The 24,359-nt window shown below is 67.4% G+C and carries 25 protein-coding genes; 15 read left to right on the forward strand and 10 right to left on the reverse strand.

What is annotated here, in order from left to right; all coding sequences use genetic code 11:
- Positions 1-131: 131 nt before the first annotated feature.
- The 3 genes from E0L17_RS09350 to E0L17_RS09360 all read right to left on the reverse strand — a co-directional run bounded on the left by E0L17_RS09350 (position 132) and on the right by E0L17_RS09360 (position 3,180).
- Entirely contained in the window at positions 132-1,394 is a 1,263-nt protein-coding gene (locus E0L17_RS09350; protein ID WP_167930972.1) for an IS3 family transposase, read from the reverse strand.
- 80 nt (positions 1,395-1,474) lie between these two features.
- Positions 1,475-2,383: an ROK family protein gene (locus E0L17_RS09355; RefSeq protein ID WP_167930973.1), complete on the reverse strand. Its 909-nt coding sequence runs from the start codon at positions 2,381-2,383 to the stop codon at positions 1,475-1,477.
- A gap of 26 nt (positions 2,384-2,409) precedes the next feature.
- Positions 2,410-3,180 carry a GntR family transcriptional regulator gene (locus tag E0L17_RS09360; protein ID WP_167930974.1) on the reverse strand — a complete coding sequence of 257 codons (771 nt, stop codon included), beginning with the start codon at positions 3,178-3,180 and terminating at the stop codon, positions 2,410-2,412.
- A 308-nt stretch (positions 3,181-3,488) separates the two neighbouring features.
- Here E0L17_RS09360 and E0L17_RS09365 point away from each other — a divergent pair, with 308 nt between their 5' ends.
- The 7 genes from E0L17_RS09365 (at position 3,489) to E0L17_RS09395 (ending at position 8,775) form a co-directional block, all read left to right on the forward strand.
- Positions 3,489-4,889: a glycoside hydrolase family 1 protein gene (locus tag E0L17_RS09365; RefSeq protein WP_167930975.1), complete on the forward strand. Its 1,401-nt coding sequence runs from the start codon at positions 3,489-3,491 to the stop codon at positions 4,887-4,889.
- 131 nt (positions 4,890-5,020) lie between these two features.
- Positions 5,021-6,403: a PTS sugar transporter subunit IIC gene (locus E0L17_RS09370; protein ID WP_167930976.1), complete on the forward strand. Its 1,383-nt coding sequence runs from the start codon at positions 5,021-5,023 to the stop codon at positions 6,401-6,403.
- Between the two features lie 151 nt (positions 6,404-6,554).
- Positions 6,555-6,854 carry a PTS sugar transporter subunit IIB gene (locus tag E0L17_RS09375; RefSeq protein WP_206109101.1) on the forward strand — a complete coding sequence of 100 codons (300 nt, stop codon included), beginning with the start codon at positions 6,555-6,557 and terminating at the stop codon, positions 6,852-6,854.
- 17 nt (positions 6,855-6,871) lie between these two features.
- Positions 6,872-7,216 (forward strand): PTS sugar transporter subunit IIA, encoded by a 345-nt coding sequence (locus E0L17_RS09380; RefSeq protein WP_200799611.1) that lies wholly within the window; start codon positions 6,872-6,874, stop codon positions 7,214-7,216.
- Between the two features lie 109 nt (positions 7,217-7,325).
- Entirely contained in the window at positions 7,326-7,709 is a 384-nt protein-coding gene (locus tag E0L17_RS09385) for an MmcQ/YjbR family DNA-binding protein (RefSeq protein ID WP_167930977.1), read from the forward strand.
- A gap of 82 nt (positions 7,710-7,791) precedes the next feature.
- A complete protein-coding gene (locus tag E0L17_RS09390) occupies positions 7,792-8,253 on the forward strand; it encodes a zinc ribbon domain-containing protein (RefSeq protein WP_167930978.1) in 462 nt (153 codons plus the stop codon).
- Positions 8,254-8,265: 12 nt separating this feature from the next.
- A complete protein-coding gene (locus E0L17_RS09395) occupies positions 8,266-8,775 on the forward strand; it encodes a YaiI/YqxD family protein (RefSeq protein ID WP_167930979.1) in 510 nt (169 codons plus the stop codon).
- Positions 8,776-8,798: 23 nt separating this feature from the next.
- Here the strand turns inward: E0L17_RS09395 and selD are convergent, their stop codons facing one another.
- The 5 genes from selD to E0L17_RS09420 form a co-directional block, all read right to left on the reverse strand.
- Positions 8,799-9,839 (reverse strand): selenide, water dikinase SelD, encoded by a 1,041-nt coding sequence (gene selD, locus E0L17_RS09400; protein ID WP_167931011.1) that lies wholly within the window; start codon positions 9,837-9,839, stop codon positions 8,799-8,801.
- 133 nt (positions 9,840-9,972) lie between these two features.
- Positions 9,973-10,344, reverse strand: coding sequence for a YegP family protein (locus E0L17_RS09405; protein ID WP_167930980.1), 372 nt, complete (start codon positions 10,342-10,344; stop codon positions 9,973-9,975).
- A 354-nt stretch (positions 10,345-10,698) separates the two neighbouring features.
- Positions 10,699-11,331: an indolepyruvate oxidoreductase subunit beta gene (locus E0L17_RS09410; protein WP_167930981.1), complete on the reverse strand. Its 633-nt coding sequence runs from the start codon at positions 11,329-11,331 to the stop codon at positions 10,699-10,701.
- 3 nt (positions 11,332-11,334) lie between these two features.
- Positions 11,335-13,104, reverse strand: coding sequence for a thiamine pyrophosphate-dependent enzyme (locus tag E0L17_RS09415; RefSeq protein WP_167930982.1), 1,770 nt, complete (start codon positions 13,102-13,104; stop codon positions 11,335-11,337).
- Between the two features lie 148 nt (positions 13,105-13,252).
- Entirely contained in the window at positions 13,253-14,890 is a 1,638-nt protein-coding gene (locus tag E0L17_RS09420) for a class I adenylate-forming enzyme family protein (protein WP_167930983.1), read from the reverse strand.
- A gap of 391 nt (positions 14,891-15,281) precedes the next feature.
- Here E0L17_RS09420 and E0L17_RS09425 point away from each other — a divergent pair, with 391 nt between their 5' ends.
- The 6 genes from E0L17_RS09425 (at position 15,282) to E0L17_RS09450 (ending at position 22,097) form a co-directional block, all read left to right on the forward strand.
- The gene (locus E0L17_RS09425; RefSeq protein ID WP_167930984.1) at positions 15,282-15,953 is read left to right on the forward strand and encodes a response regulator transcription factor; all 672 of its coding nucleotides are present in this window, start codon (positions 15,282-15,284) and stop codon (positions 15,951-15,953) included.
- A 46-nt stretch (positions 15,954-15,999) separates the two neighbouring features.
- Positions 16,000-17,028, forward strand: coding sequence for a sensor histidine kinase (locus E0L17_RS09430; RefSeq protein ID WP_167930985.1), 1,029 nt, complete (start codon positions 16,000-16,002; stop codon positions 17,026-17,028).
- Positions 17,029-17,252: 224 nt separating this feature from the next.
- On the forward strand, positions 17,253-18,050 hold the full coding sequence (locus E0L17_RS09435) for an ABC transporter ATP-binding protein (protein WP_167930986.1): 798 nt from the start codon (positions 17,253-17,255) through the stop codon (positions 18,048-18,050).
- Positions 18,040-20,148, forward strand: a complete 2,109-nt coding sequence (locus E0L17_RS09440; RefSeq protein ID WP_167930987.1) for an ABC transporter permease — start codon at positions 18,040-18,042, stop codon at positions 20,146-20,148. The genes E0L17_RS09435 and E0L17_RS09440 overlap by 11 nt, the downstream gene beginning before the upstream one ends.
- 218 nt (positions 20,149-20,366) lie before the next feature.
- Positions 20,367-20,930 carry a PTS sugar transporter subunit IIA gene (locus tag E0L17_RS09445; protein WP_167930988.1) on the forward strand — a complete coding sequence of 188 codons (564 nt, stop codon included), beginning with the start codon at positions 20,367-20,369 and terminating at the stop codon, positions 20,928-20,930.
- A 72-nt stretch (positions 20,931-21,002) separates the two neighbouring features.
- Positions 21,003-22,097 (forward strand): glycerol dehydrogenase, encoded by a 1,095-nt coding sequence (locus tag E0L17_RS09450; protein ID WP_167930989.1) that lies wholly within the window; start codon positions 21,003-21,005, stop codon positions 22,095-22,097.
- Positions 22,098-22,502: 405 nt separating this feature from the next.
- On the opposite strand, the gene E0L17_RS09455 is transcribed toward E0L17_RS09450, so the two are convergent.
- Together E0L17_RS09455 and E0L17_RS09460 are read right to left on the reverse strand one after the other, a co-directional pair.
- The gene (locus E0L17_RS09455; RefSeq protein WP_075280645.1) at positions 22,503-22,808 is read right to left on the reverse strand and encodes a CDP-alcohol phosphatidyltransferase; all 306 of its coding nucleotides are present in this window, start codon (positions 22,806-22,808) and stop codon (positions 22,503-22,505) included.
- A gap of 109 nt (positions 22,809-22,917) precedes the next feature.
- Positions 22,918-23,586, reverse strand: coding sequence for an HAD family hydrolase (locus E0L17_RS09460; protein ID WP_167930990.1), 669 nt, complete (start codon positions 23,584-23,586; stop codon positions 22,918-22,920).
- A gap of 212 nt (positions 23,587-23,798) precedes the next feature.
- Between E0L17_RS09460 and E0L17_RS09465 the strand changes: the two genes are divergently transcribed.
- Positions 23,799-23,984: a hypothetical protein gene (locus E0L17_RS09465; RefSeq protein ID WP_167930991.1), complete on the forward strand. Its 186-nt coding sequence runs from the start codon at positions 23,799-23,801 to the stop codon at positions 23,982-23,984.
- Positions 23,984-24,346 (forward strand): hypothetical protein, encoded by a 363-nt coding sequence (locus E0L17_RS09470; RefSeq protein WP_167930992.1) that lies wholly within the window; start codon positions 23,984-23,986, stop codon positions 24,344-24,346. Before E0L17_RS09465 ends, E0L17_RS09470 begins: the two co-directional genes overlap by 1 nt.
- Positions 24,347-24,359: the final 13 nt, after the last annotated feature.

Here is a 24,359-nt window from a genome sequence, read left to right on the forward strand (position 1 = left end):
TACTCACTCCAGAGTGTCGGCAGCCCGCCGAGGCACTCACGCGTCGGACCGCCGGCAGCGTCAGGTGTGTCTAAGAGACGGGTGTCTGGGGGGGGGTTCCAAGGGGGTGCGGACATTTTCTTGTACACATCCTACAGCGGGACCCCCAGCCGCCTGCGCCTCCCCGAGATCGTCTCGTAGCGGCGCCCTCCGCCGGGCTCCTCGAAGCGCTTGAGCCTCCCGTCCCCGTACCACTCCATGTAGCCGTCGATCGCCTCCCTCAGCTCCTCGAGGCCGACGCCCGCCCGGTCGAGGGGCTCGAGGAACTCGGTCCTGAACGTGCCGAAGAGGCCCTCGGCCGGGGCGTTGTCGCCGCTTCGCCCCGGCCGCGACATCGACCGCGTCACGCCGCGCTCCGAGCACAGCGCCTTCCAGGCCGCCGAGCGGTAGGGCCCGCCGCCGTCGGTGTGCACGGTCGGCGCCGACCCGGACGACAGCGAGTCGAGGCAGGAGCGCAGGGACGACGAGCAGAGGGCCGAGTCGGGGTGGAGCGACAGGGACCACGCCGCCGGCATCCCGTCGAAGCAGTCGACCACGGGGCTCAGGTAGCACTTGTAGACGTCCATGGCGAGCTCGGTGACGTCAGTCACGGCCAGCACGCCGGGCGCCGCCGCGGAGAAGTCGTGGTCGGGCGCGTAGCCTTCGCCCGCCGCCCTCCTCGCCTCCGCGCGCTCGCGCGGCAGGTTCGGCGGTCTCTCGTCGGTCTCCCCCTCGTAGGAGCCGAGGCGCCGCCGCCGGGGCCGGCGGGCCTCCAGGCCCTCCTCGCGCATCAGGCGCCGGACCACCTTCTCCGAGACCCTCGTGCCGCGGCGGCGCAGCTCCGCGTGGACGCGGCGGTAGCCGTAGCAGCCCCGCCCCGCCTCGAAGGCGTCCCTCACCTCGGCCCTCAGCGCCGCGTGGCGGTCGCGCCCGAGGCGCGCCCGGCGGCACTCATAGGAGCTCCTCGATATCCTCAAGAAACCGGTGATCGAGCGGAGGGGCAGGCCGGTCGCCAGCCTCAATCTCTCGCCGAGCTCGCACTTGCTCCTGCTCGAGATCGAACCCGGCCCCCAGCCGCCCGCTTTTAGGTCGGCCAACACCGCCCTGAGCAGGATGTTCTCCATCTGCGTCGGCTCCAGGCCGGCGAGCGGCCCCACCGCCGGCGGGTCGTAGACGCCCCTCGGGCACATGCGCGCTCCCTCCGGCCGCCCCACGCCCCCGATTCTAGGCGAGGGGAGGCACGAGTGCGGGAGCCTGCCGGCCGCCCAGTTGCGCACCGCGGTCTCCCCGCAGCCCACCAGCTCGGCGGCCTCCCGCCTGCTCATGCCCTCCCCGACGACGAGGAGGGCGAGCTCGACGTCGTCCTTAGAGTACATGCGGACCTCCAGTCCGGACCCGATGGTCCAACTTTTCGTCCGCACCTCCTGACGCTATGCATTTCTATAATGCGCGCATGTCAGCGCGATTGCTCCATGGCGAGGAAGTGCTCGTAGGCGCCGATGAGGTTGGCGTCGTTGAAGAACCGGCACGCCACGATGTCCGCCTCGGGGAAGGCGTTGTCGAACGAGGCGTTGAAGCGGCGGTGCGCGTCCCGTACGCCCTCCACGAAGAGCGGGTTCTGGCTGATGCCGCCGCCGAGGCAGATGCGCTCTGGGTCGAGCCAGCACTGGATGTTGTGAATCTGCAGGGCAATCTCGTCGCACACCCGACGGAACACGCCGGCAACGACTTCGTCCCCGTCCTCAAGCCAGCCGAACAGCTGCCGCCCGTCGCAGCCGTCAATCCCCTTCGCTCGGGCAACGCGCTCGCACAGGGACTTCGTCGAGCAGGCAGACGACCAGAGCTGATCACTTGTGATGGGGTTCCTGGGGTTCTCGGGCCAGGAGGTGAGGACCTTCGATGCCTCACCGGCAAAGAGGTGCGCCCCCCGCAGGACCTTGCCGCCGGCGATAACCCCGCCACCGATTCCCGTCCCGAACGCGAGCACCACGCCGCAGTCGACGCCCTGAAGGTTGCCACGAGAGAGCTCGGCAATCGCCGAGCAGCGCGCGTCGTTCTCGACCTCGATCGAGACACCGAAGCGCCTCTCCCACTCCGTCACGTCGACGCCGTAGTTGTAGAGAAGCGCCCCGCCCGTCCGAATGTACTTCTGGCGCGCATCGATCTCCCCGGGCATGGAGAGGGCCAGGCCCTCGACGTCTCCCATGCGCTCAAGGATGCCCTCGATGGTCTCGAGGAATGCCTCGGGGTCGTGACTCTCCCCGTCGGGGGTGGGCACCTCCCCCTTGCCCTCGATATCCGTACCGCACATGGTGCAGTACTTGATCGCGGAGCCACCTACGTCGAGAACCGCCAGCTTCTTCATGTCCTTCTCCTGTCCCTGCCTGCTGCCTATATGACGTTCACGTCGCGCAGCTCGGAGCGCATGCCGTTGCTGCGTGCGACGGAGAACTCGAAGGGCGTTCCGTCGTCGAGGAAGCCGACCTGGGAGATCTCGAGCAGGGGGGCGCCCGCGTCGAGCCGCAGGCGCCCGGCCTCCTCCTCGGTCGCGCCCACGGCGCGGATGATGCGGTGGAAGCTCGAGATCTTGAGCCCGAGCGTGTCCTGGACGAACGAGTAGACGGAGTGGTAGAGCTGGTCGCGCTTGAGGCCGGGCGTTACGTCGATCGGCATGTACGTGTACTCGATCGTGATTGGCTCGCCCTCGAGGCAGCGCACCCGGCAGAAGTAGTAGGTGAAGTCGTCGGGGGAGATGCTCAGGTGCCGCGCGACGCTCTCGGGCGGGTTCGTGACCGAGAAGTCATAGACCACCGAGCTCACGCTCCTCCCGCGCGCGCTGTGCGAGGCGGTGAAGCCGATCGGCTGGTCGGACCTGGTGAACCCGAACGTGTCCTCCCGCGTGCCGTCCTCGCCCACGAACAGCGGGTCGACGCTCCCCGTGTCAAAGAGCTCGGTGGTGTTCTTCACGTAGGTGCCCGACCCGCGCTTGCTGGCGATGAGGCCCTTCTCGGTGAGGATCTCGAAGGCGCGCTTGACGGTGATCTTGCTCACGCCGTAGCGGTCGCAGAGGTCGACGACCGTCGGCAGCTTGTCGTTGGGGGCGAGGTCGCCGCTCTCGATGCGGCTCTGGATGTTCTTGGCAATCGTCTCGTACTTGAGCATGGCGGCCTCCCTCGTGCTTCCCGCGGTCCTCGACGCGCTCCGCGAACGGTCTTGTTTCGCCCGCGAGCGGTTTGATTTTACGGTCAGGCAAGAGGGTGCGGGTTCGTGCGCGTTGCGCCCCGTCGGGCTGGTCGGCTGTAAAACCCCAGCTCATCGACGTGGTTCTCGTCTGACGTAATCCATTATCTTCCTTTGTCCCCGTCTTTGTCGGCAATAAATCCGCTACATAGAGAAAATAAAAGCGCTACAATTAAATCAACAAAGCGCGACAAATGGCCGCGCAGGACGACCAAGGAAACGGAGGCGTTATGGCAGAACTGACCCTGCCCGAGAACTTCTTCTTCGGGGCGGCGATGTCCGGTCCGCAGACGGAGGGAGGCTGGAACGTAGGCGGCAAGCTTGAGAACGTGTGGGACACCTGGTCCAACGAGGACATCGAGGCGTTCTACAACCGCGTGGGCTCCTACGTGGGCAACGACTTCATGCACCACTACAAGGAGGACCTTGCCATCCTCAAGGGCCTCGGGCTTGACAGCTTTCGCACGTCGATCCAGTGGAGCCGCCTGCTCGATGCCGACGGCAGCATCAACCCCGAGGGCGCGGCCTGGTACCACGAGCTCTTCCGCGCGGCGCGCGAGGAGGGGCTCGAGCCCTTCGTGACCCTCTACCACTTCGACCTCCCCACCTATCTCTTCCGCCGCGGCGGCTGGGAGAGCCGCGAGACCTGCGAGGCGTACGCGAACTACGTCGAGAAGGCGCTCCACGAGTTCGGCAAGGAGGTCCGGTACTGGTTCACGTTCAACGAGCCGAGCGTCGAGCCCGAGAACCGCTACTGGCACGGTGGCTGGTACCCGCAGCACCACAGCTTCCGCGAGGCCGTGGTGGCGCAGTACAACATCTCGATCGCGCACGCGCTCGGCGTCGCCCGCTACCGCGCGGCGCGCGAGGAGGGCGCGCTCCGTCCGGACGCGCGGATCGGCATCGTGTGCAACTTCAGCCCCTCCTACACCAAGGAGGACCCGAGCGAGGCCGACCTCGAGGCGCTGCGCATGAACGACGGCCTCACCACGCGCTGGTGGCTCGACCTCGCGACCAAGGGCAGCCTGCCTGCGGACGTGCTCGAGACCCTCGCCCGCCTCGGGACGCCCGTCCCGGCGCGCCCCGGCGACGAGGAGGTCCTGCGCTCGGGCGTCGTGGACTGGCTCGGCTGCAACTACTACCAGCCCTGCCGCGTGCAGGCGCCGAGCCGCGACCGCGACGAGTGGGGCAACCCGCTCTTCGCCGAGCCCTACGTCTGGCCCGATCGCGTCATGAACGAGAGCCGCGGCTGGGAGATCTACCCCAAGGGCATCTACGACTTCGGCATGAAGTGCCGCGACGAGTACCCCGACCTCGAGTGGTTCGTGTCCGAGAACGGCATCGGCATCGAGGGCGAGTACAAGAACCGCGACGAGAGCGGCCAGATCCAGGACGACTACCGCGTCGACTTCGTGCGCGACCACCTCGCCTGGATCGCCCGCGCGATCGACGACGGCGCCAAGTGCAAGGGCTACCACTACTGGGGCCTCATCGACAACTGGTCCTGGGCGAACGCCTTCAAGAACCGCTACGGCTTCGTCGAGGTCGACCTCATGGAGAACTACGACCGCAGGCCCAAGAAGTCCGCGGCGTGGCTCAGGGAGGTTGTCGCGACACACGTGGTGAAGTAGGTCCTTGGGCCGGACCGGGGGGAACGGTCCCGGGCTCCCTCCCCTCGGTCCGGCCATCGGATACGCGTCCCCTGGAGAGGGGCGCGATGGCACGGCTAATGTTTCCAACAGTTCAGTTAGGAGTGAAAGACATGGCCAACGGACAAAGCTTCCTCGACAAGTTCGCGGAAGTCTCCGCCAAGGTCGGCAACCAGGTGCACCTGCGCAGCCTGCGCGATGGCTTCGCCACCATCATGCCGATCTTCATCCTCGCCGGCATCGCAGCGCTGCTCAACAACGTTGTCTTCACGTTCCTGTGGAGCGCGGACCCGAGCAGCCCCGGGCTCTTCCCGAACGCCGACGTGCTCGCCACGGCCCAGTACTGGGGCAACTCGCTCACGCAGGGCGCGCTCTCCATCTCGGCCATCCTGCTGTGCGCCATGGTGGGCTACAGCTTCGCGAACAACAAGCGCTTCGACAACCCCGTCTCGTGCGTGGTGGTGGCGCTCGCGGTCTTCTTCATCATGATGCCGCAGACGGTGGCTGCCAACCTTGCTGCGTCATCGCCGCTCTACGTGGCCGAAGAGGTGACCACCGCTCAGGTCTCGAGCGCGTTCATCACCAACTACACGGGCACCAACGGCATGTTCACCGCCATCATCATCGGCCTGTTTGCGCCCACGCTCTTCATCAAGGTCTCGGGCGTCGAGAAGCTGCGCATCAAGATGCCCGAGGGCGTGCCGCCCGCGGTCGAGAAGTCCTTCAACGTCCTGATCCCGATGCTGCTCACCCTGGGCGCCTTCGGCGTGCTCTCGATGGTTCTCCACGCAGGCTTCCAGACTGACGTCACTGCTCTCATCAACACCTTCATCCAGACCCCGCTGCGAGCCCTCACCACCAACCCGATCGGCCTCGTGGTGATCTACTCGCTCGGTGTGTTCCTGTTCACCCTCGGCATCCACCAGTCCACCATCAACGGCGTTCTCGTCGAGCCCGTCCTCACGGTCGTGCTCGTCGAGGCCACGAGCGTGTACAGCTCCGGCGGCATCGACGCCGTGATCGCCCGTCCGGACCTGTGGCTCAACATGAACACCATCAACGTCTACGCGCTCATGGGAGGCTCGGGCTGCACGCTGGCGCTGCTCATCGCAACGTTCATCTGGGGCAAGTGGCGCCCCTCCCGCGAGGTTGCCAAGCTCGGCATCCTGCCCGCCATCTTCAACATCAACGAGCCGGTCATCTACGGCTACCCGATCGTGTTCAACATCCCGCTCATGGTTCCGTTCGTGCTCAACACCATCATCGGCATCCTCGTCGGCTACTTCGCCACGGTCATCGGCCTCGTCAGCCCCACCTGCATCCAGGTGCCCTGGACCACCCCGATCATCGCCTCGGGCATCCTGTCCACGGGCGGCGACATCCGCGCGGGCATTCTCCAGATCGTGCTGCTGGTAATCTTCACGCTGATCTACCTGCCCTTCATGAAGGCATCGGAGACCGCGCAGCGCAAGCAGTTCGAGATAGCTCAGGAGTAGTCGCGTAGTTCCCCCTGCTCTCTGCGGACGGGCCATACCAGCTCGTCCGCAGAGGGTGCCCCCCGGAGGGGTCCCATGTCAAGAAGCGGTGACCGTCATCTGGCGGTCGTCGGATGCAACGGACCGGTATGCCGGTCGGAAAGGACAGATCATGAAGATTATGCTGTGCTGCAACGCGGGCATGTCCACGAGCCTGCTCGTCCAGAAGATGCAGAAGGAGGCCGCGAGCCGCGGCGAGGAGGTCGCAATCGAGGCGCGCCCGATGAACGAGGCCATGGACCACATCAACGAGGCCGACGTCATCCTCCTTGGGCCCCAGATCGGCTACGCGAAGGGCGACTTCGAGAAGGCCGTCGAGGGGCGCATCCCCGTCGCCGTCATCCCGATGGTCGACTACGGTCGCATGAACGCCGCCAAGATTCTCGACGACGTCAAGAAGATGCTCGGCTAGCCAGCGAGGAGGCTGAGATGGAAGACATGGACGAGCTCGAGCAGATCTGCTTCGAGATCATCAGCTACGTGGGCACCGCCAAGTCCTGCTACGTCAACTCGATCGCCAAGGCCAAGGAGGGCGACTTCGACGCGGCGGCCGACCTGGTCAAGCAGGGCGACGAGGCGTACAACGGCGGCCACGAGGTTCACATGAGGCTGCTCCAGGCCGAGGCGTCCGGCGCGGGCAAGAAGACGCTGCCGCTGCTCCTCCTCCACGCCGAGGACCAGATGGCGAGCGCCGAGACCTGCAAGCTCATGGCGCTGAACTTCGCCGACACCTATCGTGAGCTGCTCTCCCTTAAGGAGAAGCTCAACGCGTAGACGCGGCGGGGCGTGACTGACGGGCCGGGGTCGCCGAAGACGGTGCCCCGGCCTATTTCTGTCTGGTAGCCTTTGGCAGGGCAATCCGTTTCCCTGATTGGGGGCCGCCATGGACTTTGCGAATGTCGACAAGCGCCTGCTCTCGCTCGCCGGCGCCACCAAGGCGCTTCACGAGAAGTGGGGCTGGATGGTGTACTGGGTGGGTGGCCGGCAGTTTGCCTGCGAGCTCATGGTCGCGCCCGACGCCAAGGCTCCCTATGCCGGGCGTCACCTGCTCTCGCTCAAGTGCGATCCCGACCGCATCCTGGAGCTGCGTGCCGAGTGGCCGGACGCGGTCCTGCCCGGCTACTACTCCGACGGGCGCACGTGGATCTCGGTGGACCTCGACGCCGACCTGCCTGAGGGGCTCGTGCTCGACCTCTGCGACCTGAGCTACAGGCTCGTTGTTGCCAAGCTGCCCAAGCGCGTGCAGCGTGAGCTTGCCAGGGGGTAGTCCGCGCAACGATCTGTTGCTTGGCTCTTGCGCCGCCCCCCGGACAATGGGGGAGAAGAATCCGGATGAGAGGAGACGTCCCATGCTCATGCTCAAGGACGTGCTGTCCCGCCTGCGGCGCGAGCGAGGGCTCACGCAGGAGGAGCTGGCGCGAAGGCTCTACATCACCCGCCAGGCAGTCAGTCGCTGGGAGACCGGTGCCACTGAGCCCGGCATCGACATGATCAAGCTCATCGCCCGCGAGCTCGACGTGCCCGTGAGCGCCCTTCTGGACATGCCCGAGCACTACTGCCAGAGCTGCGGCATGATGTTCACCGCGCCCGACCAGCACGGCCACGAGGCGGACGGCTCCGAGGTGGGGGACCTCTGCCGGTGGTGCTACGATGACGGCGCATACGTCGAGGACGTCACAATGGACGAGATGATCGAGGACTGCGCCCCGCGCATGGCCAAGGCGATGGGCTGGACGACGGACGAGGCGGCGTCGCTGCTCGGCGCGGTGCTGCCCACGCTGCGCCGCTGGTATGGGGGCGAGGCGCGCTAAGAGGAGGAGCGGGTGGCCCACAGTCGTACCCTCTACATTGACGCCGACGCGTGCCCGGTCACGCGCGAGGCCCTCGCCTGCGCGCGACGGGCGCGGGTGCCGGTGGTCATTGTGGGAAACACCACGCAGAACCTTGAACGGCACGTCCGACGGGATGACCAGCGCGGCCCCGAGCGGGCCCGTGGCCGCGACGCCACGCACGGCGGCTTCTGGGTGGACGTGCTCGACGTGTCCATCGGTGCGGACAGCGCGGACTTTGCCATCGTGGAGCGCCTGCAGCCGGACGACGTGGTGGTCACGCAGGACATCGGCCTCGCGAGCATGGTGCTGGGGCGCGGAGCGGCGGCCATTGGCGTGCGCGGGCGCGTCTACACCAAAGCGACGATCGACATGGACCTCTTCATCCGCCACGAGGAGAAGAAGGTGCGCCGCGCCGGCGGCCGCACGCGCGGGCCGGCGGCCTTCACGGACGACGACCGCGAGCGGTTCACCCGCAACCTCGCCGATCTTCTCGGCAGATGATACGAAGGGACCGTCCCTTCGTATCACGCCACGACGACGCTCTTCTCGCCGTGCGGGACGGCGCGGCCGATGACCGCGGCGGGGAGGCCCTCGCCGCGCAGGGCGGAGACGAGCCGCTCCGCGTCCGACTCGCCCAGCGCGAGGAGCAGGCCGCCTGAGGTCTGCGGGTCAAAGAGCACGTCGGCGAGGTCGAGCGGAAGCGCGTTGTCGAGCGCCACGCGCGGGCCGAAGAAGTCCCTGTTGCGGTAGGCACCGGCGGGGATGAGGCCGAGCGCCGCCATCTCGCGGGCGCGGGCCATGACGGGCACGGCGGCGGCGTCGATCTGGAGCGTGGCGCCCGAGGCCTCGGCCATCTCGCAGGAGTGCCCCATGAGCGAGAAGCCCGTGACGTCGGTGGCCGCGTGCGGCCAGCATCCCAGCTCGCGCGCCAGGCGAATCGGCGCCTCGTTGAGCGTGGTCATGGAGTCCGTTGCCACGCGCACGCCGGCGTCGTCGAGGAGCCCCCCCTTGTGCGCGGTGGTGAGGACGCCCGTGCCAAGCGCCTTGGTGAGAACGAGCGCGTCGCCGACCTGCGCGCCGCCGTTCTCAAGGCGCTCGTCCAGCGCGACGAACCCCGTCACGGCGAGGCCGTACTTGGGCTCGTGGTCGTTGATCGAGTGCCCTCCCGCGACCACGCACCCGGCGCGACGGCACGTCTCGGCGCCGCCGGCCAGAATCTGCCCGGCGACCTCGATGCCCAGGCAGTTGGGGAAGCACAGGAGGTTGAGCGCCATCGCGGGCCGGCCGCCCATCGCATAGACGTCCGAAAGCGCGTTGGTGGCCGCGACCTGGCCAAACAGGAACGGGTCGTCCACCATGGGCGGGAAGAAGTCCGTCGTGGCGATGAGCCCGCGGCCGTCGCCGAGGTCCCACACGCACGCGTCGTCGGAGGCGTCAAAGCCCACCACGAGCTCCGGCGCGTCCAGGTGCGGCAACCCCGCCAGCACGCCCGCAAGCTCGCCCGGCGCGATCTTGGCCGCGCACCCGGCGGCCTCCACGAGCTCCGTGAGCCTCACGCCCGTCATGTCCATCGCAGCCCCCATCCGCTGAAAGCCTGTCCCAAAATCTCTGAGAGAAAAAACACGTCCCCAATTGACAGACGCCCCCGGGAGCGTAGGTCCCGGGGGCGTGCCGAGTCAACGTTCTTATCGCCAGCCGTTAGTTCTCGTCGGCGGCGAGGGAGGAGTCGCACTCCGCGCGCGTGCGCTCGATGCGGCGCAGCAGGGACTCCTTGAGCTCATAGGTGTGCGAGCGCGCGATGTCGCCCGCCTCGTGCGTGATGAAGCGGAAGAAGAAGTGGCCGTCGAAGTCCTCGTAGATGCGGAACTTGGGCGTGGGCTCGCGATCGAAGGCGTCAACGGTGCTGTCCTCGATCTCGGCGTCGGCGGCGGAGGCGCGCACGCACTCGATTCCGTGCAGGCACTCGTCCTTGGACGGGAAGATGATCGAAGACATGAGGATGTGCCCGTTGCTGGCGCAGAGGTTGAAGCAGTAGCGGCCCTCGTTCTCAACCACGACGTACTGACCCATGGAAATCACCACCTAAGTCGGTTTACTTGCGGATTACAAAAGCCTACCCCGCGCGAGCCCCTGCGGGAGCGGCGCGTTCGCGGACGGTCGGATTTGTTCGGGGAGAAGGGCATGACGCAGCGTCGGTGCGGGCGGCAAACGAGTCGTGGGGGAATACGGGCAGGAAAATGGGGTATGATTGCTTTACATCCCCCGAACGCAATGGGTTGGCGTGGTCGGGGGACGCGCCAGCCCACCAGACGAAAAGGGCCCCGGCCTCCCATGCGGGCGGCCGGGGCCACGTCGTTTCTGGCGCCGAGAAGGGCGGGCGCCGAGAAGGGCGGGCGCCGAGAAGGGCGGGCTGCCCCTCCCTCGCTAGCGCGCCTCGCCGCGAAGCGCGGCGTCGCGGCCGGCGTCGAAGGCCGCGAGGTTGGCCTCCACCGTCCTGGGCGGTACGCACGCGCGCACGGCGTCGCACCAGAGCTCGGCGTCGAAGGGCAGCGCCGTCGAGAGCGCGCCCACGAGCACCACGTTGGTGGAGCAGGGGGCGCCGAGGCCGCGCGCGATCACGCCGGCGTCCAGCAGGTGGGCGCCCAGCTCGCGCAGGCGATCGTCCACGCGCTCGGGCATCGTGAAGTTGCCGATGTTCACGGAGACGGGCGTGATCTCCTCGTCGTTGACGAACATCGTGCCGCCCTCGGCGAGGTAGTGCTGGGCGCGCAGGGCCTCCACGGCCTCGAAGGCCACCACCACGTCGGCGCAGCCGTCGTCGCAGACCATGGTGGAGACGTGCTCGCCCAGGCGGATGACCGTGCTCACCGAGCCGCCGCGCTGGCTCATGCCGTGGATCTCGGAGACCTTGACGTCGAGCCCGGCGCCGGCGGCGACCGTCGCCAGCAGCTTGCCCGCGAGGATCGTGCCCTGGCCGCCCACGCCCACAAGGAGGATGGTCTTGGTGCCGTGCAAAAGTGTCTGTCCCCTTTGCACGCTCTTCTCGGTATCAGCCATTGCTTACTCCTTCGTGATGCAGCCGAACGGGCAGGACTGGACGCACTGGTCGCACCCGACGCACTGCGTGGGGTCGATCGCGGCGGTGCCGTCCTTGGCGCGCCCGAGGGCGGGGCAGCCGATCTTGATGCACTGGCCGCACGCGCGGCAGTTGCGGATGGTGGGCAGCTTGCCGCGGCTGCGGTCGATGAGGCGGCACGGCGCCTTGAAGACGATGACGGAGAGGCGGTCGGTCGCGGACGTGGCGGCCTTGAGAGCGGAGCGCACGGCAGCCAGGTCCTGCGCGTTAACCTCGACGACGTCCTCCACGCCCATCGCGCGGCACAGGGCGAGAAGGTCGAGCGCCTTGCCGGTGGGGTTGTCCAGCGGGCCTATTCTGTGCGAGCTGTCCGTGAGGGTGACGCCGTTCACGGGGTTGCCCTGCGTGCCGGTCATGGCCGTGGTGCGGTTGTCCAGGATGCAGAGGGTGCCGGTGCCGCCGTTGTAGATGGTGCCGAGCATGCTCGTAATGCCGGAGTGCGCGAAGGTGGAGTCGCCGATGACGCCCACGACGGGGCGGCCGGTGCGCTCGGGCGCGCCGGCGAGCTCCATGCCGTGCGCCATGGAGAGCGAGGCGCCCATGTCGATGACCGTGTGGCACGCGCCGTAGGGCGCGACGGCGCCGAGCGTGTAGCAGCCGATGTCGCCGGTGACGATGGCCTTGAGCCGGCGCAGCTCGCAGAAGACGAGGCGGTGCGGGCAGCCGGGGCAAAACGCCGGCGGGCGCGGCGGGAGGTCGGTGGCGGGGTCGAGGTGCGCGGGCTGCTCCACGCCGAAGGCGGCGCGGATGAGCTGCGGCTTGAGCTCGCCGGCAACGGGGAGCGGCGCGGCGGGCGGCTCGGCGAGTGCGATGCCGAGGGCGCGGACGCGCGAGGAGAAGTAGTCGCTCGCCTCCTCGATGACGTAGCACGCGTCGACGGACGCGGCAAAGTCCGCGAGCGCGCGGGCGGGCAGCGGCCAGGCGAGGCCGAGCTTGAACGTGGAGGCCTCGGGCAGCGCCTCGCGGACGTGCTGGTAGACGGCACCGGCGCAGATGACGCCGATCTTCTCGTCACGCATCTCCACGTGGTTGAACGGGCAGGTCTCGGCGTACTCCTCGAGTGCCGCCTGGCGCTCGTCCACGACCACGCGGCGCTTGACCGCGTTGGCGGGCATCATGACGTACTTGGGGATGTCGTCCGCGTAGTCGCGCGGGGCCACGGCCTCGCGCGCGCCGTCGGCGGAGACGAGCGTGCGGGTGTGCGCGATGCGCATGGTCTCGTGCAGCATGACCGGCGTGTCAAAGCGTTCGGAGAGCTCGAAGGCCGCGCGGGCCATCTCGTAGCAGTCCTGCGAGTCGGCCACATCGAGGCAGGGGATGCGGCCGAAGGCGGCGTAGAAGCGCGAGTCCTGCTCGTTCTGAGACGAGTAGCAGGACGGGTCGTCCGCGGCCAGGAGCACGAGGCCGGCGTTCACGCCGGTGGACGCGGCAGCCATGAAGGGGTCGGCGGCAACGTTCACGCCCACGTGCTTCATCGTGACGAGCGAGCGCGCGCCGGCGATGGCGGCGCCGAGGCCCACCTCGAAGGCGACCTTCTCGTTGGGGGACCACTCGCAGTAGACGTCGTCCTTGCGCACGAGGGCCTCGAGCGTCTCGGTGGACGGCGTGCCGGGGTAGCCCACGCCCACGGCCACGCCCGCCTCCCAGGCGCCCTGGGCGATGGCCTCGTTCCCGGACATGAGGTGCTTGTCCATGTCTCTCCTTTCCTGCGGATGTGCGGGGGCAGCGGCGTGCAAAGGGCGTGCAAAGGGGACAGTCACTTTTGCACGCTTTCGGTCCTAGCGTGCAAAAGTGACTGTCCCCTTTGCACGCCCTTTGCACGCCGCCGCCCCCCCTGCACGCCTAGTGGCGGGTCTCGCGGGCGACGAGGGCGTCGGCCCCGTACTTCGCGCGAAGCGCCGGCTTCTCTATCTTGCCCGTGGGGTTTCTCGGCACGGGGGCAAAGATGACCCTACGGGGCCGCTTGTAGCGCGGCAGCCCCTTGCAGAACCGGTCGACGTCCTCCTCCGTGAGGGGCGCGGCGTCCGGCTTGAGCTCGATGATGGCGGCGGCGATCTCTCCCAGGCGCTCGTCGGGCAGGCCGATCACGGCCACGTCCTTGATCGCGGGATGGCCCATGAGGTAGTCCTCGATCTGCACCGGGTAGAGGTTCTCGCCGCCCGTGATGATGACGTCCTTCTTGCGGTCGACGAGCCAGTAGAACCCCTCCTCGTCGCGCCGGGCCATGTCGCCGGTGTGGAGCCAGCCGTCGATGAGCGTCTCCGCCGTGGCCTCGGGGTCCTTGTAGTAGCACTCCATGAGGCCGGGCCCCTTGACGCAGAGCTCGCCGACCTCGCCTGCCGCCACCTCGGCGCCGCGCTCGTCCACGATCTTGCACTCCCAGCGGTAGCCGGGCACGCCGATGGCGCCCACGTGGTCGATGTTCTCCACGCCCAGGTGCACGCAGCCGGGGCCCATCGACTCCGAGAGGCCGTAGTTGGTGTCGTAGTCGTGGTGCGGGAAGACCGCGCGCCAGCGCTGGATGAGGCTCGCGGGGACCGGCTGCGCGCCGATGTGCATGAGGCGCCACTGGTCGAGGTGGTAGTCCTCCAGCCTCACCGTCCCCTCCTCGATGGCCACGAGGATGTCCTGCGCCCACGGCACGAGCAGCCACACGATGGTGCACCCCTCGCTGGACGCGGTCTCCAGCACCGTCTTGGGCGAGACGCCGCGCAGCAGCACGCCGCGCCCGCCCACGAGCAGGCTTCCCATCCAGTGCATGCACGCGCCCGTGTGGTAGAGCGGCGGGATGCACAGGAACACGTCGTCGTGGGTCTGGCCGTGGTGGCGCTGCTCCATCTCGGCGGCCTGCGTGAGGCTCTCGTGGTTGTGGAGGATCGCCTTGGGGAAGCCGGTGGTGCCGGAGGAGAAGTAGATGGCCGCGTCCTCGTGCTCGGAGAGGGGCACGCGGGGGTCGGCCGAGGAGCATAAGGAAGCCAGCTCGCGGTAGCTCTCGGCCCAGGTGGGGCAGTCGTCGCCCACGTAGAAGAGCAGGCGACCGGCGTGGATGCGGTCCACGATCTCCTCCACGCGACCGATGAACTCCGGGCCAAAGACGAGGATGTTCACGTCCGCCTTGTCAAGGCAGTACTCGATCTCGTCGGCGGAGTAGCGGAAGTTCAGCGGCACCACCGTGGCGCCCGACTTGAGGACGCCAAAGTAGAGCGGCAGCCACTCGATGCAGTTGTAGAGCAGGATCGCCACCTTGTCGTCCTTGCGCACGCCGCGGCTGAGCAGCAGGTTGGCAAAGCGGTTGGCCTTCTCGTCAAAGACGGACCACGTCATCTCGCGGCGGAACGGCTCGTCGTCGGTGGTCTCCACGAGGTCGTAGTCGCGCCAGGTGATGTGGCGGTTCTCGCGCCGCTCGGGGTTGACCTCCACGAGGGCGACCTCGCTCGGGTACTTCTCGGCGTTGGCGCGCAGCATGTCGACGATGGTCATACGGGGCCTTTCCGGTCTTGTCACACGTAGGGGACATGATAGACGCGGACGCGCCGGGAGGGGCGCGCGACTCCGCGACCGGTAACGTTCATGTGACGTTGCGTTGCGATTTCGGGGGTCGTGGCAGTTTGGGGCGGACGGGCGTTGCGCGGACGGGGGTTATGGCAGCGGCGCGGCTGCCATAACCCCGAAAAGCGCGGCGGGGCGAGAAGAACGCGCAGTTGGCGTCCTGGACCGATTGCCATAACCCCTCTTCCGGCAACGCGCTAGGCGCCGGGATTGCCATAACCCCCGCTCACGCAACGCCCGCCGTCCGCACCTCCGTCCTTCTCGCCGCGCCGTGCCGCTGTGCTACCCTCGTGGCGAGAAGAACCTGCGGACAGGAGGCCCCATGAGACGCCTTTTGGTGGTTGAGGACGACGCTCGGCTGCGCGACGAGCTCTGCGTCCTTCTCGGGCGCAACGGCTACGAGGCCGTGGCGCTCACGGACTTCGCGGACACCGCCGGCCAGATCCTCTCCGTCGCGCCCGACCTCGTGCTCCTGGACCTCAACCTTCCCGGCGTGGACGGCCAGTACGTCTGCCGCGAGGTGCGCCGCAAGAGCGACGTCCCCATCATCGTGGTGACGAGCCGCGACAACGACATGGACGAGCTGCTCACGCTCTCCCTCGGCGCGGACGACTTCGTTCCCAAGCCCTACAACGACCAGGTCCTCCTCGCCCATGTGGCGACGGTCCTCAAGCGCAGCTACGGCGAGGGCGCGGCGGCCGCGGAGATATGCCACGGCGGCGTGACGCTGGACACGGCGCGCTGCCGCGTGAGCGCGGGCGGCCGCACCGCCGAGCTCACGAAGAACGAGCTGCGCATCCTGGCGCTGCTCATGCGCAACGCGGGCGCGGTGGTGAGCCGCCAGCGCATCCAGGAGGAGCTGTGGGCGTCCGACGAGTTCGTCGACGACAACACGCTCACGGTGAACGTCAGCCACCTGCGCTCGACGCTCGCGAAGATCGGCGTGGAGAACTTCGTGCTCACCAAGCGCGGCATGGGGTATCTGGTGGAGTGAGGCAACGTGCCGCCGGCGTCTGCCACTGGCACGCGAGGGAGGACACATGGGCTTTGGCGCGTACATCGCCGACCGGCTGGTCCCGCTGGTCGTAGGCACGGCGGCGCTCGCGTTCGCCGCGCTCGTCATGGGCGTCTACGGCCTCGACCCGGCCGCCGTGGCGTTTGTCTGCGGCGTGCTTGTGCTCGCCGCCGCCGTGGCCCTGCTGCTCGACTGGCTGCACCGCCGCACGTTCTACCAGCGGCTCTCCGACATGCTCGACTCGCTCGACGAGACGTACCTCGCCACGGAGCTCGTCGGGCGGCCGGACTTCCTCGAGGGCGAGCTCTTCTACGACGCGCTCGACCGCGAGTCCCGGGCCATGCGCGACCGCATCGCCGCCGCGCGCCGCCGGCAGCGCGAGTACCGCGAGTACGTGGAGACCTGGGTGCACGAGATCAAGACGCCCATAGCCGCGGCGCACCTCATCGCGAAGAACAACCCCTCTCCCGAGGTGGACGCCCTGGACGCCGAGGTCGACGCCATCGAGGGCTACGTCGAGCAGGCGCTCTACTACTCGCGCGGCACCTCGCTCGAGCGCGACTTCCAGATTCGCGAGGTCCTCCTCGCCGACGTGGTGCGCGACGCGCTGCGCCACAAGGCCCGCACGCTGATTGGCGCCCGCGTGACGCCGGAGCTGGAGGGGCTCGACCTCACGGTGCGCGCCGACCCCAAGTGGCTCTCCTTCGTGATCGGCCAGGTGCTCGTGAACAGCGCGAAGTACCGCAGCGAGAAGGACGGTCGGGGTCGCGTGCGCATCACGGCCACGCGGCGGGAGACGGGCCTCGACGCGTGGGAGACGGTGCTCGCGATCGCCGACGACGGCGTGGGCATGCCGGCCTCCGACGTGGGCCGCGCGTTTGACAAGGGCTTCACGGGCGAGAACGGCCGGCGCTTCGCCCGCTCCACCGGCATGGGCCTCTACCTCGTGCGCGAGCTCTGCGAGAAGATGGGCGTCCGCGCCGCGCTGGAGTCCGAGGAGGGCTCGGGCACCACCGTGTACCTGAGCTTCCCCGACATGGTCGACCGCGCGTGACACAAAGGGGCCGTGCAAAGGGGACCGTGCAAAGGGGACAGTCACTTTTGCACGGTGTTCGCGTGCAAAAGTGACTGTCCCCTTTGCACGGTCCCCTTTGCACGACCGCCCCTTGTCTCACCCTTACGAAACCATAAGGAAGCGATAAGCCCCGCCGATGGCACCGTCCTTCTCGCCGGGCGAGTATGGTCTTGTACCAGAACGCCACACGAGAGGAGCCCCCCATGGCACCCGCTCACATCCGATCCGCCCAGCCTGCCCAGCCGGTCCTTGTCTGCCAGGACGTGGAGAAGCTCTACGGCACCCGCTCCAACGTCACGCGCGCCCTCGACGGCGTGTCCTTCGACGTTGCCGCCGGCGAGTACATCGCCATCATGGGTCCGTCCGGCTCGGGCAAGACCACGCTCCTGAACTGCATCTCCACGATCGACCGGCCTACCTCCGGCCACATCCTCGTGGACGGCCAGGACATCACCGCCCTGCGCCCCGGGCAGCTCTCCCGCTTCCGCCGCGAGCGCCTGGGCTTTGTCTTCCAGGACTCCAACCTGCTGGACACCCTCACCGCGCGCGAGAACATCGCACTTGCGCTCACGATCAACCACGCCCCCGCCAAGGAGGTCGTCGCGCGCGTGACCGGCGTGGCGGAGCGCCTCGGCGTCGCGGACGTCCTCGACAAGTTCCCGCACGAGATGTCCGGCGGCCAGAAGCAGCGCGTGGCCGCGGCCCGCGCCATCGTGACCGACCCCTCGCTCGTGCTCGCCGACGAGCCCACGGGCGCCCTCGACTCCAAGAACTCCCGCCGCCTGCTCGAGAGCCTCGAGGCCCTGAACGCCGACGGCGCCACGATCATCATGGTCACGCACGACTCCTTCGCCGCGAGCTACGCTCGCCGCGCCCTCTTCCTCAAGGACGGCCGCGTCTGGAACGAGATCGTCCGCGGCGACAAGACGCGCAAGGCCTTCTTCGACGAGATCATGGACGTCGTGTCCTTCCTGGGAGGGGAGGGGGCAGATGTACGCTAAGATCGCGCTCGGCAACGTCCGCAAGTCCTTCCGGGACTTCTCGGTCTTCTTCCTGACGCTCGCCGTCGGCGTCTGCGTGTTCTACGCCTTCGGCTCGATCACCGACCAGACTGCCGTCATCCAGATGGCGGCCGACCAGCGCCGCATGGTCCAGGGCCTCGCGGACATCCTCTCCGGCCTCTCCGTGTTCGTCGTCATCATCCTCGGGTTTCTCGTCGTCTATGCCAACCGCTTCCTCATCCGGCGGCGCAAGCGCGAGTTTGGCATCTACCTCACGCTGGGCATGGACATCCGGCACGTCTCGTGGATCGTCGTCATAGAGACGCTCGTCGTGGGCGTGGTCGCGCTGGCGGTGGGCCTGCTGCTGGGCATCGGCCTCTCGCAGGTCATGATGTACGTCACAGCCGGGCTCTTCGAGGCCACGATCAAGGGCTTCGTCTTTGCCTTCTCGCCGTCCGCGTGCCTCTCCACGATGGCGTGCTTCGCGGGCATCTTCCTCGTGACGCTCGTCTTCAACGTGACCACGGTCAGCCGCTACAAGCTCATCGACCTCATCAACGCGGACAAGGTGAGCGAGAAGGTCCGCCTGCGCAGCCTGCCGCTCTCCGTGGTGCTCTTCCTCGTGTCGCTCGCGCTCATCGGCGTGGCGTACAAGGTCCTGCTCGAGCACGGCATGATGGAGGAGGGCCCGTACTTCGCCATCGCCACGGGCCTGGTCACGGTGGGCACCCTGCTCTTCTTCTTCTCGATCTCCGGATTTGCCCTCCGCGCGCTCCAGGCGAGCCCGCGCGCCTACCTCTCTGGCCTCAACATGTTCGTGATGCGCCAGCTCAACAGCCGCATCAACACCGCGTGGCTCTCCGTCTCCCTGGTGTGCGCGATGCTCTTCCTCGCCATCTGCGGCGTGTGCACGGGCTTCTCGGTTGCCACGGGCATGAACGAGAGCCTCAAGGTGGGCACGCGCTACGACATGTCGCTCGTGAGCTACCCCATGGGCATGGCCTCGGCGCTCGTCTCCGCCGACCCCGAGGAGGGCCCCGCCGCTGCGGACGGCTACGACGCCATCGCCCGCCTGCGCGCGGACATCCCCGACTACGACGAGATCTTCTCGGACGCCGTCCAGGTCAACCAGTACACCTACGACGCCGAGGGCAACCTGCTCGTGGACACCACGGTGGAGGAGCTCTTCGCCAACACGGACTTCACGGGCAACGCCACCATGCAGACCATGATGCAGGGCAACACGGACCAGCACCTCGTCATCGTGCCGGTCTCGCAGTACAACGCCCTGGCCCAGATGCTGGGCGAGAAGAACGTGGAGCTCGCGGCCGACGAGTGCCTGCTCTGGAACGACATGTCGTCCCTTGACGAGCTCTGGGAGGCCGTGGTCGCGCAGAACCCCGAGGTCGAGGTCCAGGGTCGGACGCTGCGCTTCGCCGCGGAGCCGCTCGCGCGCCTGCCCTTCTCGGACTCGAGCGCCGGCGGCACGGTGTCGGGCGCGCTCGTCGTCCCCGACGACCTGATTCCGGCTGACGCCGGTCCCACCTCGACCGGGGTGAACCTCATGTACGCGGGCGAGCGCGCGGAGGTTGAGCCCGCTGCCGTCACCGCGATTGACGAGGCCTACGGCGACATCATGGGCCAGGGCTCCACGCTCGACGCCTGGCCGGTCTGGATGCGCACGACCGCCCAAGGCCTGCTCGACCAGGCCTCCGGCACCACCGTCGTGGTCACCTACCTGGCCATCTACATCGGCGTGGTCCTGCTCGTGAGCTGTGCCACGGTGCTCGCCCTGCAGCAGCTCTCCGAGGCGGCGGACAACGTGGGCCGCTACCGCGTCCTCGCCGAGCTCGGCGCCGAGCGGCGCATGATCAACCGCGCGCTTCTCGCCCAGGTGGGGGTGTACTTCCTCTTCCCGCTGGTCGTGGCCGTGGCGCACGCGGCCGTGGCGCTCAGCGTGGTGAACGACATCGTGGCGCTGCTCACGGGCTTTCAGATCGGCACGGCGCTCGTGGGCACGGTGGCCTTCGTGGTGGCGCTCTACGGCGGCTACTTCCTCGTGACCTACCTCACCTCGCGCAGCCTCATCGTGCGGTAGCGCAAAAGGGGGACGGTGAGACAAGGGGGACGGGTTCATTTGTCTCATCGAATTCATGAGACAAATGAACCCGTCCCCCTTGTCTCACCGCGCCCCCCTTGTCTCACCGCCCCCCCTGTCTCGCCCGTCCCCTTTTGCGCCGCTGGCCGAATGAACCTGAAACACGCATGCAACATCGGTACCATGAAGCAATGGAAGGGAAGAGACAGGAGGTACCCATGGGACTGTTCGATAAGATCAAGAGCAAGTTCGTCTCTGACGACGGCACGTTCACGCCCCCCGAGGCGTCGTTCGCCACCCGCCCGGACACCGTGTATGCCCCCGTCTCGGGCGTGCTCATCCCGCTCGAGGAGGTCAACGACGAGATCATCTCCGCCGGCCTCATCGGCAACGGCTACGGGATCCTCCCCACCGGCAACGGCGTGCTCTACTCGCCGGTCAACGGCCGCATCGGGGCCACCACGGTGACCAACCACTCCATCGGCATCGCCACGCACGAGGGCATCGAGGTCCTCATCCACATCGGCATCGGCACGGTCAACATGAAGGGCAAGGGCTTCAAGCGCCTGGTCGAGGCCAACGACGAGGTCCACGCCGGCCAGCCGATCATGCTCTTCGACGTCGACGCCATCAAGCTCGCCGGCTACGACGAGGTCATCGCCTGCGTCATCTCCAACCCGGACGCCTTTGCCAAGATCCGCCACGTCGGCGCGTCGGGCACGCTCATCGGCGACCGCCCGCTCGTCAAGATCGGAGACCCGCTCCTCGTAGCGAAGAAGTAGCGCTACAATCACGCGGTCACGAGGCCCCGCATTCGTGCGGGGCCTCTTTCACGAAGAGAGAGGATCTGGCACATGGCACGTATCTTCATCAGCCCCAGCAAGTACGTTCAGGGCCCCGGCGAGCTGACCCGCCTCGGCGAGTACGTCAAGGCCTACGGCGCCCACGCGCTCGTGGTCATCTCCGAGGGCGGCCTGCGCCGCTCCGGCGACGTCATCACCGCGAGCCTCGAGGCCGCCGGCGTGGCGCGCACCTACGACAACTTCAACGGCGAGTGCTCCCAGGCCGAGATCGACCGCCTTGTCGAGGTCCTGCGCTCGTCCGGCGCCGACGTGGTCGTGGGCGTGGGCGGCGGCAAGATCTTCGACACCGCCAAGGCCGTGGCCGCTGCCGTCGACGTGCCCGTGGTCATCGTGCCCACCATTGCCGCCACGGACGCCCCGTGCTCCGCGCTCTCCGTCATCTACACCGACGACGGTCAGTTCAAGGAGTACCAGTTCTTCAAGCAGAACCCCAACCTCGTCCTCATGGACACCGACGTCATCTCCAAGAGCCCGGTGCGCCTGACGGTCTCTGGCATGGGCGACGCCCTGGCCACCTACTTCGAGGCCCGCGCCTGCAAGCGCTCCGACGCCACCACCTGCGCCGGCGGCCACGTGACCGAGGCCGCCATGGCGCTCGCCCGCCTGTGCTACGAGACGCTCATCTCCGACGGCCTCAAGGCTAAGCTCGCGCTGGAGGCCGGCGCCTGCACCGAGTCCGTCGAGAAGATCATCGAGGCCAACACGCTGCTCTCCGGCCTGGGCTTCGAGTCCGCGGGCCTTGCCGGCGCGCACGCCATCCACAACGGCATGACCGCCATGCCCGAGACCCACGCGTTCTACCACGGCGAGAAGGTCGCCTTCGGCACGCTCACGCAGCTCGTCCTGGAGAACGCCGAGGAGCTCTACGAGGTGCTCGACTTCTGCGTGGAGATCGGCCTGCCGGTGACGTTCGCGCAGCTCGGCGTCGAGGACGCGAGCTGGGAGCGCGTGCTCGAGGTGGCCAAGCTCGCCTGCGCGCCCACCGACACTCTCGGCAACATGCCCTTCGAGGTCACGCCCGAGAAGGTCGCCTCCGCCATGCTCGCGGCCGACGCCTACGGTCGCGCCGCCCTCGGCGAGGAGTAGCTCGACGGCCCGAGGTTCTTCTCGCCCCGGCGTCCGGATGTGCGGAGTCCCGGCTTTCGGCCCCTCCGGCTCCCGGCTTCCGGCTCCGCCGCTCAGGCGTTGGCCTTTCCGGGGTTATGGCAATTAACCCGTCGCCCGCGTTGTCCGATCGGGGGTTGTGGCAGTTTTCGACCTGCCACAACCCCCGATTCCGCAACAGGGCGAGAAGAACGCCCAGTTGACGCTCCGCCGCGACTGCCATAACCCCCATCTCCGCAGCGCGTCGGAGCCCCAAATTGCCATAACCCCCGAACCCGCAACGCGCTCCGCGGCACGTCCCCGCGGCACGTCCCCTCGGCGCAGAAACGGGGCCGGAACCCTGAGGCTCCGGCCCCGTCGCAGGTGCGGGTGACGATTGGTGAGGCGTCAGTCCTTCTCGCCGGAGATGGAGGCGTAGAAGGTCGCGTGATCGAAGACGTCCTTGATGGTCTTGCCGTGGATGAAGGGGAGGGCGAGGAACTCGTCAACGGTGGGGACGAGCTCGGAGCAGTCGACGAAGTGGTCCTTCTCGTTGCGGCGGCTCGTGTCCTGCGCGCGCCAGGACTCGAAGTTGCAGTCAGTCAGGTAATAGATGGCGGAGCCGGTCTTCATGTAGACCGAGTGGTTGCAATGCAGGTACTCGGCCAGCTCGTCGTAGTTGATGTCGAGGGCCTCTGCTGCCTTCTTTCCCATGGCGGTTCCTTTCTCCGGAATACCAAATGGACGATAGACAAACTATAACCCGTCTCGCCGCCTGTTATGCGTCTGTTCCCGAAATGTTAGGTGAGCGTAGCCTCTGCGGTCACTGAGCGCTGGCGAGAAGAACGCGCTCCAGCTCGTCAGGCGTGTCCACGAAGGCGGTCGCCCCCGCCGCCACGAGCTCGTCTCGCCCGCGGAATCCCCACGTACATGAAATGCAGCTGCACCCGACGGCCTCGGCGGTCTGCACGTCGACCTCGGAGTCGCCCACGTACGCCATGCCCTCGTGTGTGACGCCCATGCGCCCGAGCGCGGCCTCAACCATGTCCGGGGAGGGCTTCTTGCGGATGCCGGCCGCCTCGTTCTCCCCGAGCACCGCGTCGAAGGCGCCCGGGAACTGCCGCGCAATCAGCTCCTGCACGGCGAAGTCGCCCTTGTTGGAGACCACGGCCAGGCGCACGCCTGCGGCGCGCAGGTGAGCCAGGAGCTCGGGGATGCCGGGGTAGGGGCCGGTGTGGTCCTCGCAGTGGGCGGCGTAGTGAGCGCAGAAGTCCTCGTAGACGGCCTCCTCCGTGGCGGCGTCCGTGCCGGCGGGCACGGCACGGTGGATGAGCAAGCGAATGCCGTTGCCCACGAAGCGGCGCACGTCGTCGATGGAGTGCGGCGGCATGTCGTGCGTCGCGAGCGCCGCGTTGGTGGAGAGGTGCAGGTCCTCGAGGGTGTTCAGGAGGGTTCCGTCAAGGTCGAAGACGACGGTCTGGTATGCGGGCATGTGCGCTCCTTCGGTTGGCCGGCGCTAGGGTAGCACGTTCGACGGGGGAGCGTCTGAAAACTCCGGGTATTAGGGTACGTTTTCCGCATCCCTACAGCTGCGAGTCCTCGTTGTCATAGTCGATTTTGAGCGATCCAAAGTATTCGAATTCTGTTCTCAAGGAGCAGAAGGAGCGACACGAGTTCTCGGCGCATGTTATCACGCGCTTCTTCATGACGCCGATGAGCATCGAGGAGCGATGGGATCTCATCGAGGAGTACTTCCTTGGAAACGACGACTATGTCGCCGCGCGGCTTGGGCCTGAACCTACTACTGGAGGTTTGCCTGATGATGAGGTAACGACAAAGGTGAGGTTCAGAGGAAAAAGAAGTTTTTTACTGGCCTCTACGCAACGGTGATGAATGAGGGGATGGGCTTTCCGCCACAGCCATACTTCAGGATTTGGAGGAGCCTTATCAAGGGTGATGTCCAGCCTGAGGAACAGGCCGATCTCGACAGGCTGCGGGCTGCCACCAAAGGTGCTCGCTATGAGTATCCGTCTCTGAACCCAGAACTCAGGATAGAGAGCACTGGAGAGACGCTTCATCCGCTGCTCGCCTGGAAGGAGCACCGCGTACTTCTCTTCAGGCTTAGGTCGGCAGCGGAGTATGACCTTGCCAGGAAAACGGATTGGACGCCGTACTTGCTCGGCCAGGGAGAGTCGATCGTCAAACTAGTTGATGACATTCAGACAAGGAAGCATAGGAACAACGAGGAATGACGTGAGCCGACGC

This window comes from Olsenella sp. SW781 (assembly GCF_012027725.1).
Classification (GTDB): domain Bacteria; phylum Actinomycetota; class Coriobacteriia; order Coriobacteriales; family Atopobiaceae; genus Thermophilibacter.